The sequence below is a fragment of the Profundibacter amoris genome, from assembly GCF_003544895.1.
Lineage (GTDB): Bacteria > Pseudomonadota > Alphaproteobacteria > Rhodobacterales > Rhodobacteraceae > Profundibacter > Profundibacter amoris.
Map to the genome: position 1 here is coordinate 2,664,524 of NZ_CP032125.1, position 15,089 is coordinate 2,679,612.

The 15,089-nt window shown below is 57.6% G+C and carries 16 protein-coding genes; 6 read left to right on the forward strand and 10 right to left on the reverse strand.

All coding sequences use genetic code 11. The features are described from left to right. Nucleotides 1–12 precede the first annotated feature (12 nt). The 4 genes from atpD to BAR1_RS13270 are packed head-to-tail and all read right to left on the reverse strand — an operon-like array spanning nucleotide 13 to nucleotide 4,462. Complete coding sequence (gene atpD, locus BAR1_RS13255) at nucleotides 13–1,443, reverse strand: F0F1 ATP synthase subunit beta (protein ID WP_118943460.1); 1,431 nt, start codon at nucleotides 1,441–1,443, stop codon at nucleotides 13–15. 17 nt (nucleotides 1,444–1,460) lie between these two features. Next, nucleotides 1,461–2,336, reverse strand: a complete 876-nt coding sequence (locus BAR1_RS13260) for a F0F1 ATP synthase subunit gamma (RefSeq protein ID WP_118943461.1) — start codon at nucleotides 2,334–2,336, stop codon at nucleotides 1,461–1,463. Nucleotides 2,337–2,366: 30 nt separating this feature from the next. Then, nucleotides 2,367–3,902 carry a F0F1 ATP synthase subunit alpha gene (atpA, locus tag BAR1_RS13265; protein WP_118943462.1) on the reverse strand — a complete coding sequence of 512 codons (1,536 nt, stop codon included), beginning with the start codon at nucleotides 3,900–3,902 and terminating at the stop codon, nucleotides 2,367–2,369. After that, nucleotides 3,902–4,462 (reverse strand): F0F1 ATP synthase subunit delta, encoded by a 561-nt coding sequence (locus BAR1_RS13270; RefSeq protein ID WP_118943463.1) that lies wholly within the window; start codon nucleotides 4,460–4,462, stop codon nucleotides 3,902–3,904. Before BAR1_RS13270 ends, atpA begins: the two co-directional genes overlap by 1 nt. Nucleotides 4,463–4,674: 212 nt before the next feature. Here BAR1_RS13270 and BAR1_RS13275 point away from each other — a divergent pair, with 212 nt between their 5' ends. From BAR1_RS13275 to BAR1_RS13285, 4 genes are read left to right on the forward strand one after another with little or no spacing between them, the layout of a single operon-like run. After that, nucleotides 4,675–5,061: a hypothetical protein gene (locus tag BAR1_RS13275; protein ID WP_162891787.1), complete on the forward strand. Its 387-nt coding sequence runs from the start codon at nucleotides 4,675–4,677 to the stop codon at nucleotides 5,059–5,061. Continuing rightward, nucleotides 5,058–5,252, forward strand: coding sequence for an RHS repeat-associated core domain-containing protein (locus tag BAR1_RS18415; RefSeq protein ID WP_407681538.1), 195 nt, complete (start codon nucleotides 5,058–5,060; stop codon nucleotides 5,250–5,252). Before BAR1_RS13275 ends, BAR1_RS18415 begins: the two co-directional genes overlap by 4 nt. Next, nucleotides 5,216–5,767, forward strand: a complete 552-nt coding sequence (locus BAR1_RS18045; protein ID WP_162891788.1) for a hypothetical protein — start codon at nucleotides 5,216–5,218, stop codon at nucleotides 5,765–5,767. Before BAR1_RS18415 ends, BAR1_RS18045 begins: the two co-directional genes overlap by 37 nt. Then, nucleotides 5,767–6,126, forward strand: coding sequence for a hypothetical protein (locus BAR1_RS13285; RefSeq protein WP_118943466.1), 360 nt, complete (start codon nucleotides 5,767–5,769; stop codon nucleotides 6,124–6,126). The genes BAR1_RS18045 and BAR1_RS13285 overlap by 1 nt, the downstream gene beginning before the upstream one ends. A gap of 31 nt (nucleotides 6,127–6,157) precedes the next feature. Here BAR1_RS13285 and BAR1_RS13290 read toward each other — a convergent pair whose 3' ends face one another. The 4 genes from BAR1_RS13290 to BAR1_RS13305 form a co-directional block, all read right to left on the reverse strand. After that, on the reverse strand, nucleotides 6,158–6,478 hold the full coding sequence (locus tag BAR1_RS13290; protein WP_162891789.1) for a hypothetical protein: 321 nt from the start codon (nucleotides 6,476–6,478) through the stop codon (nucleotides 6,158–6,160). 48 nt (nucleotides 6,479–6,526) lie between these two features. After that, the gene (locus tag BAR1_RS13295) at nucleotides 6,527–7,273 is read right to left on the reverse strand and encodes a class I SAM-dependent methyltransferase (RefSeq protein ID WP_118943468.1); all 747 of its coding nucleotides are present in this window, start codon (nucleotides 7,271–7,273) and stop codon (nucleotides 6,527–6,529) included. 64 nt (nucleotides 7,274–7,337) lie between these two features. Next, nucleotides 7,338–7,886 carry an NADPH-dependent FMN reductase gene (locus tag BAR1_RS13300; protein WP_118943469.1) on the reverse strand — a complete coding sequence of 183 codons (549 nt, stop codon included), beginning with the start codon at nucleotides 7,884–7,886 and terminating at the stop codon, nucleotides 7,338–7,340. 137 nt (nucleotides 7,887–8,023) lie between these two features. Further along, nucleotides 8,024–8,635, reverse strand: coding sequence for a DUF938 domain-containing protein (locus BAR1_RS13305; RefSeq protein ID WP_118943470.1), 612 nt, complete (start codon nucleotides 8,633–8,635; stop codon nucleotides 8,024–8,026). A gap of 88 nt (nucleotides 8,636–8,723) precedes the next feature. On the opposite strand from BAR1_RS13305, the gene gloB reads away from it, so the two are divergent. Both gloB and clpA read left to right on the forward strand, forming a co-directional pair. Continuing rightward, complete coding sequence (gene gloB, locus BAR1_RS13310) at nucleotides 8,724–9,545, forward strand: hydroxyacylglutathione hydrolase (RefSeq protein ID WP_118943471.1); 822 nt, start codon at nucleotides 8,724–8,726, stop codon at nucleotides 9,543–9,545. Between the two features lie 96 nt (nucleotides 9,546–9,641). Further along, nucleotides 9,642–11,963, forward strand: coding sequence for an ATP-dependent Clp protease ATP-binding subunit ClpA (clpA, locus tag BAR1_RS13315; RefSeq protein ID WP_118943472.1), 2,322 nt, complete (start codon nucleotides 9,642–9,644; stop codon nucleotides 11,961–11,963). A gap of 108 nt (nucleotides 11,964–12,071) precedes the next feature. Here clpA and BAR1_RS13320 read toward each other — a convergent pair whose 3' ends face one another. Continuing rightward, a complete protein-coding gene (locus BAR1_RS13320) occupies nucleotides 12,072–13,883 on the reverse strand; it encodes a peptidoglycan -binding protein (RefSeq protein ID WP_118943473.1) in 1,812 nt (603 codons plus the stop codon). After that, entirely contained in the window at nucleotides 13,883–15,055 is a 1,173-nt protein-coding gene (locus BAR1_RS13325) for a biopolymer transporter ExbB (protein ID WP_118943474.1), read from the reverse strand. The genes BAR1_RS13320 and BAR1_RS13325 overlap by 1 nt, the downstream gene beginning before the upstream one ends. Between the last annotated feature and the right edge of the window lie 34 nt (nucleotides 15,056–15,089).

Sequence of the window (15,089 nt, forward strand, 5' to 3'; positions counted from 1 at the left end):
TGGCCAAACTCCTTAAGCTGCGTCCGCGGCCATTTTCTCGGCTTTGGCAACCACGTCGTCGATGCCGCCAACCATGTAGAAGGCGCCTTCGGGCAGGTGGTCATATTCGCCAGCCACAACAGCCTTGAACGATGCAATCGTATCTTCCAGCGGAACCTGGATACCGTCAGAACCGGTGAATACTTTGGCAACGTCGAACGGCTGTGACAGGAAGCGCTGGATTTTACGCGCACGGGCCACGGCCAGCTTGTCCTCTTCCGACAATTCGTCCATGCCCAGAATGGCGATGATATCCTGAAGCGACTTATAACGCTGCAGAACCTGCTGAACGTCGGTGGCTACCTTGTAGTGCTCTTCGCCAACCAGGGCCGGGTCAAGCAGACGCGAGGTGGAACCCAGCGGATCCACAGCAGGGTAGATGCCCAGCTCGGAAATCGCACGGTCCAGAACGGTTGTCGCGTCAAGGTGGGCGAACGATGTGGCCGGTGCAGGGTCGGTAAGGTCATCCGCAGGCACGTAAATCGCCTGAACCGAAGTGATTGATCCGGCTTTGGTCGACGTAATCCGTTCCTGCATGGTCCCCATGTCGGTGGCCAGTGTCGGCTGATAGCCCACAGCAGACGGGATACGACCCAGCAGCGCCGAAACCTCGGAACCCGCTTGCGTAAAGCGGAAGATATTGTCAACAAAGAACAACACGTCAGCGCCGGTTTCATCGCGGAACTGCTCGGCCAGTGTCAGACCGGACAGGGCAACCCGCATACGCGCACCGGGAGGCTCGTTCATCTGGCCGTAAACCAGCGCGATTTTGCTTTCTTCCAGATTGTCGGGAACGATAACGCCCGATTCAATCATCTCGTGGTAAAGGTCGTTGCCTTCACGGGTCCGCTCGCCAACACCGGCGAACACGGACACACCCGAGTGCACTTTGGCGATGTTGTTGATCAGTTCCATAATCAGAACGGTTTTGCCAACGCCGGCACCGCCGAACAGACCAATCTTGCCGCCCTTGGTGTAGGGGGCCAGCAGGTCGATCACTTTGATGCCTGTGATCAGGATTTCAGCCTCGGTGGACTGGTCGGCAAAATCCGGTGCTTCCTGGTGGATCGCACGGGTTGCTTTGGTTTTCACCGGACCTTTTTCGTCCACTGGTTCGCCGATCACGTTCAGGATGCGGCCCAGTGTTTCTTTGCCAACCGGCATCGAAATGGGTTCGCCCAGATCGGTTACGGGTTCGCCGCGCACCAGACCTTCGGTCCCGTCCATCGCAATACAGCGCACGGTGTTTTCACCCAGGTGCTGTGCAACTTCCAGAATCAGCTTCTTACCGTTGTTTGATGTTTCTACCGCGTTCAGAATGTTGGGCAGATCACCCGTAAAATGAACGTCGACGACGGCGCCAATCACCTGTGTGATCTTACCGGTTGCTTTCGCTTTTGCCATGTCGTTTCTCCGCGTTTCTAGAGTGCTTCCGCACCCGAAATAATTTCGATAAGCTCGTTGGTGATGATCGCCTGACGCGAGCGGTTGAATTCGATCGTCAGCTTGTCGATCATTTCGCCCGCATTGCGCGTTGCGTTATCCATTGCCGACATCCGCGCGCCTTGCTCGGACGCGCCATTTTCCAGCAGAGCCGAAAAAATCTGTGTCGCCACACCACGGGGCAGAAGATCCTTCAGGATCTCGTCCTCGCCGGGCTCGTAATCGTAAACCGTGCCTGCTTCGTCGTCGGCGGCTGCCTCGAACGTTGCGGGAATGATTTGCTGTTCGGTGGGGTCTTGAACCGCGACGTTTACGAATGTGTTGTAGAAAATCGTTGCTACATCGAATTCGCCATCGTCGAACCGGCCCAGAACATCGCGGGCAATTTCATGCGCGTTGGCATAGCCAATCCGCTTGATCCCGGTCAGGTCCACGTGATTGACCATCACGTCACCATATTCACGTTTCAGCTGATCGCGGCCTTTTTTGCCAACCGTGATCATTTTTACCGTTTTGCCCGCAACCGTCAGCTCTTGAGCCTTGGCGCGCGCCATGCGGACGATGGACGAGTTAAACCCGCCACAAAGCCCGCGTTCACCGGTCATCACGATCAACAGATGCACCTGATCCGACCCGCTGCCAGCCAGCAGTTTGGGGGCGGAGTCAGAACCACCAACAGAGGCCGCCAAACCGCCCAGAACAGCATTCATGCGTGCTGTATAGGGGCGGCCATCTTCGGCAGCTTCCTGCGCGCGGCGAAGTTTCGCCGCGGCAACCATTTGCATGGCTTTGGTGATCTTGCGCGTGTTCTTGACGCTTTCGATCCGGTTTTTTAGGTCCTTAAGATTTGGCATGTACCAATTCCTATCCCTTAAGCCACTAGGTTATGCGAAATCCGCTGCGAAGGCATCAAGCGCCGCTTTGATCTTGTCTTCGATCTCACCTTTGATCTTGGGATCTTTGTCGGTGATTTCCGCCAGCAGATCGGCGTTTTTCTGACGCAAGTGGGCCAGCAGACCTTCTTCAAAGCGACCGACCTGTTTCACGTCGATACCATCCAGATAGCCTTTGGTGCCTGCATAGATGACGCAAACGATTTCGGCGTTGGTCAGCGGCGAATACTGCGGCTGTTTCATCAGCTCGGTCAGACGCGCACCACGGTTAAGCATGGCCTGTGTTGCCGCATCCAGATCGGAACCGAACTGGGCAAAGGCAGCCATTTCGCGGTACTGGGCCAATTCCAGCTTGACCGGACCGGCGACAGATTTCATCGCGTTTGTCTGGGCCGAGGACCCAACCCGCGAAACCGACAGACCTGTGTTCACAGCAGGGCGGATGCCCTGATAGAACAGTTCGGTTTCAAGGAAGATCTGGCCATCGGTGATCGAAATCACGTTGGTCGGAATAAACGCCGAAACGTCGCCGCCCTGTGTTTCAATGATCGGCAGCGCGGTCAGCGAACCCGAACCGAAATCCTCGTTCAGCTTCGAGGAACGTTCCAGCAGTCTCGAGTGCAGATAGAAAACGTCGCCGGGATAGGCTTCGCGTCCAGGCGGACGGCGCAGCAGCAACGACATCTGGCGATAAGACACGGCCTGTTTGGACAAATCATCATAGATGATCAGCGCGTGACGGCCGTTGTCGCGGAAATGCTCGGCCATCGCGGTGGCGGCATAGGGGGCCAGAAACTGCATTGGCGCAGGATCAGAGGCGGTTGCGGCAACCACGGTTGTGTAGTCGATCGCGCCGGTCTCTTCCAGCTTCTTCACCAGCTGTGCAACGGTCGAACGCTTCTGGCCGATCGCGACATAGATGCAATACAGCTTGTCGTATTCGCTTTCGGCAGCATCGTTATAGGATTTCTGGTTCAGGATCGTATCCAGCGCCACAGCGGTTTTACCTGTCTGGCGGTCACCGATGATCAGCTCGCGCTGGCCACGGCCAATCGGGATCATCGCGTCAACCGATTTCAGGCCGGTTGCCATCGGCTCGTGAACCGATTTCCGCGGGATGATGCCCGGTGCCTTTTGGTCGGCAATCGCGCGTTTCTTGGTTTTGACAGGGCCTTTGCCGTCGATCGGGTTGCCCAGACCGTCCACAACGCGCCCCAGCAGTTCGTCCCCGACAGGAACATCCACAATCGCCTTGGTCCGCTTGACTGTGTCACCTTCTTTGATGTCACGGTCCGACCCGAAGATAACAACACCCACGTTGTCGGCCTCAAGGTTCAGCGCCATCCCGCGGATACCACCGGGGAATTCGACCATTTCACCCGCCTGGATGTTGTCCAGACCGTAAACCCGCGCAATACCGTCCCCGACGGACAGCACACGGCCGACTTCGGCCACATCGGCCTCTTTCCCAAAGTTCTTGATCTGGTCCTTAAGGATCGCAGAAATTTCGGCTGCTTGGATGCCCATTATCCGACCTCTTTCATTGCATTCTGGAGGTTACCGAGCTTGGATTTGATCGAGGTGTCGATCATCTTCGAGCCCACTTTAACGATTAAACCGCCGATGAGGGATTCATCGACGGAAGGATTGATAATAACAGTCTTGCCCACGCTGGCTTTCAGCGTTTTGGCAAGCTTGTCACTCTGTGCTTTGGTCAGTTTCTTGGCAGAAACGACCTCGGCTGTCACTTCGCCCTTTTCCTCGGCAATCAGCTTGCGCAGGTTTTCTACCAGTTGCGGCAGAACGAAAAGGCGGCGGTTGCCGGCCATCAGGCCCAGCGTGTTTTTCACGATGGGCGAGAGTTTCATTTTGGTTGCGATCGCCGTAATGGCCTTACCCTGCTCTTGGCGGGTATAGATCGGGGAATTGATCAACGCCTTCAGGTCGTCGCTTTCGGCAAGGGCCGCTGCAAGGGTATTCACATCCCCTTCAAGCGCCTTCAGTTTCTTGCCGTCCTTGGCCAGATCAAAAACTGCCGTCGCATAACGCGCGGCGATGCCGGATGAGATAGAAGCTGGTTCAGACACGTCCGCCCTTCCACTGTCAAAACGTCCCCTTATTATTTGTGATTGTTTTCACAAGGGACAGCCAAGGCACATACGCATGCATGCACCGAATTTCGTGCAGGGTGTAGCAGAGGAGTTTTGTTGTCGCAACAGGCGATGCGTGCAAAAGGCAAACTCAATCCCCAGTAATATTAGGGATTTAGCCGATATGCGTCACAATGTGGCGAAAAAACATGCTGGATAAGCGGGGATTCAAAGGCGGAGCAGGCGAATCTTTGACGGGTTTGGGCGCCACAAGCAAGGAAATCCTGCATTACCCACACCCGAACCTGCGCATCCGCCACAAGGCAGGCGATCCGGCGGAAGGGGTGGCGGCCTATCTGCACACCGATCAGCTTGGCTCGGTGCGGATGGTGACGGATGATGATCCCGATGCGGATGGCAGCATGGTGGCCAGGGAAACCACCTACCGCCCCTTCGGCGAAGCGGTGGATTTTGCAGTCAGCCTGACCCCGCCCGAGACCAAGGGGTTTATCCCGCTCTCGGGGCTTGATTTCATCAAACCCCTGCCACGGCGACGGGAGAACGCTTCGACGCCGACGCCGGCCTGCAATACCTGAACGCGCGGTATTATGACCCGAGGCTGGGGATGTTCATCCAGTCGGACTGGTTCGAGGTGACCAAACCGGGGGTCGGGACGAACAGGTATGCGTATAGTTTCAATGATCCGGTGAATTTGAGTGATCCGGGGGGGGGAACTGCGGACCTTGCGCTTTGGCACTACCTCTTATTGCTGACTATATCGGTCTAACAGGGCTATTTGGGTTAACTGTAGGAGAAACTGCTGCGGTTGTTACAGGTGCTGCAGTGGCAACGGGAGTTGCAGTTAACTCCAAAGGCAAGCTCGGTCAGGGTAGCCAAGCCTCCAATCCCTTAAATGATACCGCAACAGGAAATACAACCGGAAATATTGGGCCAGTTGGGAATGGAGTTTCGGGGCATTGGGGAGTCAATTCGGAACAGGAAACCGGAGATATTGAGGTAATTCCAGCGGAAGAGACCAACAATAAAGGGACAGCATCCAAACCTTCGTATCAGGGAAAACCAGAAACCGTTCAAGCTGGAAGTTTTCAAGATCGGCTCTATGGACCAGACGGAAAACCTGCTGTAGATGTGGATTGGGATAGTGACCACGAAGGCTATGGGCGTCCCCATTCGCATGATTGGAAAGATGGAAAACGTACTACTGGTCGTGAATCTACCGACAAAGAGACATCTTGGACAGGAGCAGATCGCGATCCAGAAACTGGGCGTCTGAACGAATAATGCAACAAGAAACCGAGCTGAAATATCATGATTTCGAGGTTGTAGAGATAGCCTATACTTCAGATGTTCTGAAATTATTTGTGCGCCCCAATAGGGCTGCTTCAATAATAGAAGTTATCACCCTGTCTGGAGTGAGTGCTATTAGATTGGGTATTATGGGGGGGCAGATTGTCATTTCCAGAATTGAAAAAGAGCCAATAACCTTAAATAATATTAGCTTTGTCAATTCTTTCTTCGGATCAGATGAACAAGTGTTAATTAGCGAAAATGCTACCAAAAGTATTTTTGTTTCAATTGATACTCATGTTGGTATGAGTTTACTTAGTGTTTGTGAGGAGATGTCCTTTGGTAAATTATAGCATATATTTCAGTCTGTTAAAGAATCACACACTAGCCGTCAATCCTCAAAACCCTCCCATCCCCCAAACCTTGCCCCACATGCACCACCCCGATCCGGCGCGCGTCTGTGCCCTCGCGTAACCCCACCGCATAGTTGACACCCGAGGGCGGGGACAGCCATGTCGGCGGCAGCTCGGCCACCCCCAACAACGCCACCACCCCCGCCGGTGCCACATCCGGCGCGATGCCGTGGCGGCCGGAATGGACGGTGGCGATGGCCTGCAACTCTGCCAGCCGCTCTTGCCCCGCCCCCGTGACACGCAGGAAATCCCCCACACGCAGCAATCGCCGCCCCGATCTGCGCCCTGACATCTTGCCATACACAAAACAGACGCAACCCAGACGCCGTTCAGACCGCCCTCAGACCGGTTTCGCCTCGGGTGCGCGCACCCCTTCCAGTATCCGCAAGGGCCGCCGGACCGCCTCGCTCAGCCCCGGGCGTTTGGGGGCCGGGATCTGTTTGCTGACCTCGACCAGCAGCACCCCGCCGGCCACCATGGTCGGGATCCGCCGCCCTGCCTTTTCCCAGAAATTCCCCGTCCGCAGCCAGAACCGTTTTTGCGACGGCGGGGTATAGAGCGCGCCGACGTGGCGTTCGGGGATCAACCCGTGGCTTTTCAACTGTGCCTCGAGCTGGCCCAGACTGTAGGGATGGCCATAGCCGAACGGCGTGCGGTCACTGCGCGCCCACAGGCCAACACGGTTGGGCACGATGAACAACCCGCGCCCCCCCGGTCCCAGCACGCGGTAACATTCCTGTAGCAAATCCCACGGGTGTTCGCTGGTTTCCAGCCCGTGCATCACCACCAGTTTGTCCACCGATCCGGTTTCCAGCGGCCACATGGTTTCCTCGCACAGAACGGCGACGTTTTTCATCCCCGCCGGCCAGGCCATCACCCCCTGTGGTCCCGGCATCAATCCGGTCACGCGGCGGGCGTCCTTCAGGAACGGGCGCAGCAGCGGCACGGCAAAGCCGAAGCCGACAACGGTTTGCCCCTTGGCCTCGGGCCACAGTTCGACCACGCGCTCGCGTACGGCCCGCTGCGCCGCGCGGCCCAGCGCCGAGCGATAATAGAATGCCTTCAGGTCAAGCACATCAAGGTGCATATGCGGGAGCCCGTGTTACTGTTGCTGGCCGGATCATAGCCGGTTTACACGAAAATGCCACGGCTTATGCGATCAATGCGGCCTCGGCCTTCAGCAGTTTCATCAACACTTTCAGGGAACGCTCGTAAACCTCGTCTTCGGCCAGCTTGCCGTTGGTGAACTGGTCCGGCGCCCCCGCCACCATTACTTCCGGTCCCATCAGCAGCCGTGGCCGGAACGGCGTCATCGCCAGCCGCAACGCATATTGCGCCCGCGCCCCGCCTGCCCGTCCGGCAGCGGCGGATACCAGCGCCACCGGCTTGCCCTTCCACGGAGCACCCTCGGTGCGGCTGACCCAGTCCAGCGCGTTTTTCAGCACGCCCGAGAAGGATTGATTGTATTCCGGCGTTGAAATCACCACCGCATCCGCCGCCGCGATCTGGTCGGCCAGCACCTGCACCTTGGCGGGGATGCCGTCGCGATCCTCGACATCGCCATTATACAGCGGCAGGTCGATATCGGCCTCGGTGAATGTGGCCCCTTCCATCAGCCGCCCGGCCTCGCGGATCAGGTGGCGGTTGAACGACCCTTGTCGCAAGGATCCCGATATTCCCAATAGGTTAAACTGTGTCATGTCGCGTTGTTCCTTATCCTGTGGCGTTCAGGATGTGGCAAAACAGGGATGCACACAAGGGCGGCTGTTGCACAACAGATGTGCATTTTCTGCTAGGCCGGCTTCTGCGCCACGATCACCAGATTATTCGCTGGCATCTAGTGAACCGCCACTAGGGACAGGCCGGCGGAACAGAGTTCGGCCTCGATCCACTCCAGATCCTTATAGCCAATCAACGGGTTCTGCGCATTCAGGCTGGCATGGAATTTGGCGTCCCCTTCGCTGCGAAAGGTGCCATCGGTGCGAAACGGCCCGTAGATAAAGAAATGCCCGCCCGCCGCCAGCGCCCCCGCCGCGCCACGGATCACCGCCTCCGCGTCATCCTGCGGGATCAGGTGGAACAGGTTGACCAGATAAACCAGCCGTAAATCAGGGAAATCCGGCCACGGTTTGCTGGCGTCCAGCAACACAGGGTCACGCAGGTTATCCGCCCCCCTATGCGCCCGCCATGCGGTGATACTGTCCATCCGTTCGCCCGAGGCATCACTGGGTTGCCACACCACATCCGGATACATCCCTGCCAGCGCCGCGATGTGCTGCCCCGTGCCACTGGCCAGTTCCAGCACCATGCCGCGATCGGGCACATAATCCGCCAGCCGTTCGAATATCGGCGCGGCGTTGCGTTCGGCCGAAGGGGCAGACAGTCGCCCGTCGGGCAAAGCATGGCTGGTCGGGGCTGTATCGGGTAATTTCAGCGGGGGCTGTGTCATTTTGCACCTGTCCTGTTCACAAGCCAATATTGCGCCTGCCTGCGCAATCGGCAAGAGTGGTGCGAACACTTTACCAGAAGGACTCGCCATGTCTCTGCAAATCGCCACCATCCCCTGCCGCGAGGACAACTATGCCTTTTTGCTGCACGACAAGGACAGCGGAGAAACCGCGCTGGTCGATGCCCCCGAAGCCGCGCCCGTCATCGAGGTGCTGGAAAGCCGTGGCTGGACCCTGACGCATATCCTGATCACCCATCACCACTATGACCACATCGACGGGGTGGAAGAGCTGCGTGCGAAATACGGCGCCAAGGTGGTAGGCGCCAAAGCCGATGCCGCCCGCCTGCCCGCGCTTGATATTGCGGTAAGCGAAGGCGACATCATCAAAATCGGTGAAAACGAGGGCAAAGTTCTGAACGTCTCCGGCCATTGCGACAACCACCTTGCCTTTCACTTCCCGCGCAGTTTTGCCGTGTTCACCGCCGACAGCCTGATGGCGCTGGGATGTGGCCGCCTGTTCGAAGGCACGCCGGAACAGATGTGGCGCAGCCTGTCGAAAATCGCCGCCCTGCCGGAAATGACCATCGTCTATTCCGGTCACGAATACACCGCCGCCAACGCGACATTCGCCTATACGATCGAGCCGGGCAATGCGGCGCTAAAGGATCGCATCCTGCAAATCATCGAGGCCCGCGCGCAAAAGATGCCAACCGTGCCGTCGCTTTTGACCGACGAACTGGCCACAAACCCCTTTTTGCGCCCCCAAAGCCCCGAAATCCGGCAACGTCTGGGAATGGAATCAGCGACCGATACCGAGGTTTTTGCCGAAATCCGCCGCCGAAAAGACAATTTTAAAGGCACAGAAATGCCCGATATCACAGAAGAACCATGCAATTGTGCCTATGAGTGATCAAAAAGCACTTGAAGTTGCGGCCAATCACACCGAACTTTAAGGATATCAGGTCATAGGTGGATCATCCGCCTGAACTGCAAAGGAACCAAGCGCGTGCCGTCATTTTCAAATACCCTCGAACAGGCAATCCATTCCGCACTGGCCCTGGCCAATGCCCGCCGCCATGAACTGGCGACGCTGGAACACCTGTTGCTGTCCCTGATTGATGAACCGGACGCGGCCAAGGTGATGCAGGCCTGCAATGTCGATCTCGAGGCATTGCGCAAATCCCTGATCGAATTCATTGACGATGATCTGGCCACGCTGGAAACCACCATCGAAGGGTCCGAAGCGGTGCCAACGGCGGCCTTCCAGCGGGTGATCCAGCGCGCGGCGATCCATGTGCAATCCTCGGGCCGGACCGAAGTGACGGGGGCCAACGTGCTGGTCGCCATCTTTGCCGAGCGCGAATCCAACGCGGCGTTTTTCCTGCAGGAACAAGACATGACCCGCTATGACGCGGTGAATTTCATCGCCCACGGCGTAGCCAAGAACGAGGATTTCAGCGAATCCCGCCCGCTGACCGGTGCGGATGAATTTGGCGAAGAAGCCTTTGAAATCGATGGTGAAGGCGAAAAAGAAACCGCGCTGTCGAAATACTGCGTCGATCTGAACGATAAATCTGCCAAGGGCGATATTGATCCGCTGATCGGCCGCAATCACGAGGTCGAGCGCTGCATTCAGGTGCTGTGCCGCCGTCGCAAGAACAACCCGCTTCTGGTGGGCGATCCGGGCGTTGGCAAAACCGCAATTGCCGAAGGTCTGGCGCGCAAAATCGTGCATGGCGAAACACCCGAGGTTCTGGCCCACACCACGATTTATTCGCTTGATATGGGCGCACTGCTGGCCGGCACCCGTTACCGTGGCGATTTCGAAGAACGGCTAAAGGCGGTAATGAACGAACTTGAAGAACACGAAAATGCGGTGCTGTTCATCGACGAAATCCACACCATCATTGGCGCGGGTGCCACATCGGGCGGGGCGATGGATGCCTCCAACCTGCTGAAACCGGCCCTGCAGGGCGGAAAACTGCGCTGCATGGGATCGACCACCTACAAGGAATTCCGCCAGCATTTCGAAAAGGACCGCGCCCTGTCGCGCCGGTTCCAGAAGATTGACGTGAACGAACCATCTGTCGAGGATACGATCAAAATCCTGAAAGGCGTGAAAAGCTATTTCGAGGAACACCACGGCATCCGTTACACAATGGATGCGATCAAAACCGCGGTAGAGCTGTCGGCCCGCTATATGACCGACCGCAAGCTGCCAGACAAAGCCATCGACGTAATCGACGAGGCCGGTGCGGCGCAACATCTGGTGATCGAAAGCAAACGACGCAAGACGATCGGCGTAAAGGAAATCGAGGCGGTTGTTTCGAAACTGGCGCGGATTCCGGCGAAAAATGTGTCCAAGGACGATACCGAAGTGCTGCGCGATCTGGAAACATCCCTGAAACGTGTGGTGTTCGGACAGGATCCGGCGATCGAGGCGCTGGCCTCGGCCATCAAACTGGCCCGTGCCGGCCTGCGTGAACCGGAAAAACCCATCGGCAACTATCTGTTTGCCGGCCCGACGGGCGTGGGCAAAACCGAGGTTGCAAAACAACTTGCCGATGTGCTGGGCGTTGAAATGCTGCGTTTTGATATGTCGGAATATATGGAAAAACACGCGGTTTCACGCCTGATCGGCGCCCCTCCGGGCTATGTTGGGTTCGATCAGGGCGGGATGCTAACCGATGGTGTGGACCAACACCCCCATTGCGTGCTGCTGCTGGATGAAATGGAAAAGGCGCATCCGGATGTCTACAATATTCTGTTGCAGGTGATGGACCACGGCAAACTGACCGACCATAACGGGCGCACCGTGGATTTTCGCAATGTGATCCTGATCATGACAACCAACGCCGGTGCCTCCGAAATGGCGAAAGAGGCGATCGGCTTTGGCCGTGATCGTCGCGAGGGTGAAGATACCGCCGCGATCGAGCGCACCTTTACGCCGGAATTCCGCAACCGTCTGGACGCGGTTGTCAGCTTTGCCCCGCTGGGCAAGGATGTGATTGCGCAAGTGGTTGAGAAATTCGTGCTGCAACTGGAAGCGCAACTGATGGACCGCAATGTGTCGATCGAACTGACCAAAGCCGCCGCCGACTGGCTGGGCGACAAGGGCTATGACAACAAAATGGGCGCCCGCCCGCTGGCCCGTGTCATTCAGGAATACGTCAAAAAACCACTGGCCGAAGAACTGCTGTTCGGCAAGCTGGCCAAAGGCGGTCTGGTCAAGGTTGGCGTCAAGGGCGGCAAGCTGAATATCGAAATCCTGCCGATCCAGAAACCCCGCCTATCGGGCAACAAACCGCCATTGCTGACCGCCGAATAGGGCTGCCTATAGCGTTTCCAGTTTACTTTGAAGCAGGAGTATCGCTTTTTGCGTTCAAGCCAAAGGCTTGAGGCAGCGAAAAGCGATTCATCATAAACCGGAAATGCTTTAGCGCTCGGTCAGTTTCAACTCGATCCGCCGGTTTTGCGCGCGGGCTTCGGGTGTATTGGCCGGATTGATCGGTTGATATTCCCCGAACCCGTTCGCGGCCAGACGGTTCGGCGGGAAACCCAACTGGTCCACCATATAGCGCACCACGGACAGGGCGCGGCCCTGGCTAAGCTCCCAGTTATCATGATAGCGTCCCGTCCCTGACAGCGGCACATTATCGGTGTGCCCGTCCACGCGAACGATCCAGTTTATTTCCGGTGGTATCTTATCAGCAACCTGACGCAGAATACCTGCGATTTTCGCAATCTGCGCCTTGCCCTCATCCGACAAAACGGCCGAGGCCGGTTCAAACAGAACCTCGGACGAGAACACAAAGCGGTCCCCGACCACCCGCACGCCCTCTTGCGTGGCCAGCAGATCCCGCAACCGGCCAAAGAATTCCGATTTGTAATGCTCCAGATCCTGTGCTTCGGCTGCCAGTCGGGCGCGTTCTTCTTCCAGCCGTTTACGCTCGGCCTCTTCCAACTCGCGGCGGCGCTTTTCTTCTGATGCGACACGGGCCAAAGCGGTGTTCAACTGTGTCCCCAGCGTCTGGATCTGGATGTTTGCCTGCACATCCTTGGCGCTTGATTGGTCCAGCAGGGATTGCAGCGACGTCAATTGCTTGCGCAATTCGGCAACCTGCGCATTCAGCAAGGCCAGTTTGCGCTGCGCTTCGGCGGATTGTTCTTTCTGGTCCGCCAATGCGTTTTGCGCCGACAGCAGCAAAATTGCCCGCTCCTCGGCCACCGACATCTGTTCTTTGGCCTGTTCTTCCGCTGCCAGCTTCTCGGCCAGCGCCTTGGACAGTTTCGCCTGAATTTCCTCTTGTGTGCCTTCAACTTCGCTTGCGGCCAGAACCGCAGCGGCCAGTTTGGCGTTCAGATCCCCCTTGGCCGCTTCGGCGGCTGCCAGCAGGGTCAGGGTTTCCTCGGCGCGCTTGCGCTCTTCTTCCAGCGCCAGTGTCATTGCTGTCAATTCGGTATCGGCATTCTTCAACCGCTCGCGCAGGGATTCGGCGGCGGCAGCATCGGCCAGCTTTGCTTTCTCGGCTTCGCTCAGTTGTGCTTCCAGCTCGCTCTGGCGGGCAGCCTGCGCTTCCAGTTGCGCCTGTGTCCGGGCAAGGGTGGCGTCCTGCCCTTCGTTTTTCGTGCGCAGATCGGCAATCAGGGCTTCCAGCGCCTCTTTGCGGGCCGCCGCCAAACGCGCCACTTCGGCTTGGGAATCTATTTCATCACGCGCAGTGGCCAGGGCCAGCTTCAAGGCCTCCCGATCCGAAATCAGTCTGGTTTGCTCTTCCTTGGCGGCATCCAGTTCGGCGGTCAGCGCCGCGCCCTCGTTGCGGGCGGCATCGCGTTCGGCCAACAGGGTTGCGACCTGCGCTTCGAAACTGGTGATCGAGGCGCGCTGCTGTTCCAGTTCCGCCGCCTGCGCATCCCGTTGCGAGGTCAGGGTGGCGATCAGCGCCAGTTGGGTATCGGAGTCCTTTCGGGCCTGTTCCAGCGTGCTGTCCAGCCGCGCCACATCCTGTTCAAGTGCCGTTGCCCGCTGGCGTTCCAACCCCAGTGAATCGGCCAGACTGACGATTTGTGCGTTCAGATCATCCAGCTCGGTGGCTTGCCCGCTGATGGTTTCGCGCAGGAAAAACTGGATCACCATAAAAATGGTCAGCACGAACATCAGCACCAGCAACAGCGCCGTCATCGCATCCACGAACCCCGGCCAGATCGAGGCCTGAAACCGTTGCCCTGATCGACGGCTGAGCGCCATTAGCCCTGCCTCCGGCCTTTGGGGGTGATGTCGCGCAGGGCCTGCGTAAGCGCGGCCATTTCACCGCGCAATTCGGCGGTGACCTCTTGACGGCCGGCTGACATTTCCTCGAGCACGCGCAGCAACTGCACATCAATCGAGCGCAAGCGCATCCGGCTTTCGGCATCGACACCGCTTGCACCTTCTTCGGCCTGTGTGGCCAGCAATTGCACCAGCGCATCCTGCCCTTCGGACACCTTCAACAATGCGTCCGAAACATTGGCATCCTTGGCCATACGATCGGTCAATCGTTCAACCGACCCCGCCAATGCACCCAGTTTTTCATCCACCATGGCGCGGCCGGCATCGCTTTGCATGAACAATTCGCGCATGGTTTCCATTTGTTCAGACATATGGTCCAGCACACCGGCAACGACGCTTTGCTCGCCGCCTTCGCCATCGGAAAACCCGACGCGGGTGATGGTGGACAGCCATTCTTCCAGATCGCGGTAAAACCGGTTCTGGCCGTGGCTGGCAAACAGTTCCAGCAACCCCACCAGCAATGACCCCGCCAAACCCAGCAAGGATGACGAGAACGCCGTGCCCATGCCGCCCAGTTGTTTTTCCAGCCCGTTCATCAAACGGGTAAATCCGCTGGCGGCATCACCGGTGTTGTCGGTGGCCAATGAGCGGATGGTATCGACCAGCGCCGGAACCGTTGTCGCCAGCCCGTAAAACGTGCCCAGCAGCCCCAGAAAGATCAGCAGGTTAACGATATAGCGGGTAATGTCGCGGGCTTCGTCAATGCGTGTGGCAACGGAATCAAGGATAGAACGCGACGAAGACGCCCCGATCTGCATCCGCGCGCCCCGTGTCCGCAGCAAGGCCGCGAGCGGTGCCAACAGGCGCGGTGCATTGGGCATTTCGCTGTCGTCCTGGTTCAGCGCGAACCCTTCGATCCACTTCACCGAGGACACAAGTTGCAACACCTGCCAGAAACAGGCCAACACCCCGATGGCAAAGACAAACAGGATAAGCCCGTTCAAAACGGGGTTGGCCGCATAGAATGCTTCGACCCGCGAAAATGTCATATAGGCGCCGGCACTCACCGCACCGACAACCGCAAGCATCGTCAGAAACTGGCTTACCGGCTGGGTGAAATGTACTTTGGCCTGTTGATCTGGCTGGTCCATCTGGACATTCCCTGACCTGATTGTTGTTTTCATG

What these genes read in the sequence shown, in the direction of transcription:
- atpD (WP_118943460.1), bottom strand. Translation starts at nt 1,443, where the DNA reads ATGGCAAAAGCGAAAGCAACCGGTAAGATCACACAGGTGATTGGCGCC.
- BAR1_RS13260 (WP_118943461.1), bottom strand. Translation starts at nt 2,336, where the DNA reads ATGCCAAATCTTAAGGACCTAAAAAACCGGATCGAAAGCGTCAAGAAC.
- atpA (WP_118943462.1), bottom strand. Translation starts at nt 3,902, where the DNA reads ATGGGCATCCAAGCAGCCGAAATTTCTGCGATCCTTAAGGACCAGATC.
- BAR1_RS13275 (WP_162891787.1), top strand. Translation starts at nt 4,675, where the DNA reads ATGCTGGATAAGCGGGGATTCAAAGGCGGAGCAGGCGAATCTTTGACG.
- BAR1_RS13285 (WP_118943466.1), top strand. Translation starts at nt 5,767, where the DNA reads ATGCAACAAGAAACCGAGCTGAAATATCATGATTTCGAGGTTGTAGAG.
- BAR1_RS13290 (WP_162891789.1), bottom strand. Translation starts at nt 6,478, where the DNA reads ATGTCAGGGCGCAGATCGGGGCGGCGATTGCTGCGTGTGGGGGATTTC.
- BAR1_RS13295 (WP_118943468.1), bottom strand. Translation starts at nt 7,273, where the DNA reads ATGCACCTTGATGTGCTTGACCTGAAGGCATTCTATTATCGCTCGGCG.
- BAR1_RS13300 (WP_118943469.1), bottom strand. Translation starts at nt 7,886, where the DNA reads ATGACACAGTTTAACCTATTGGGAATATCGGGATCCTTGCGACAAGGG.
- BAR1_RS13305 (WP_118943470.1), bottom strand. Translation starts at nt 8,635, where the DNA reads ATGACACAGCCCCCGCTGAAATTACCCGATACAGCCCCGACCAGCCAT.
- gloB (WP_118943471.1), top strand. Translation starts at nt 8,724, where the DNA reads ATGTCTCTGCAAATCGCCACCATCCCCTGCCGCGAGGACAACTATGCC.
- BAR1_RS13320 (WP_118943473.1), bottom strand. Translation starts at nt 13,883, where the DNA reads ATGGCGCTCAGCCGTCGATCAGGGCAACGGTTTCAGGCCTCGATCTGG.
- BAR1_RS13325 (WP_118943474.1), bottom strand. Translation starts at nt 15,055, where the DNA reads ATGGACCAGCCAGATCAACAGGCCAAAGTACATTTCACCCAGCCGGTA.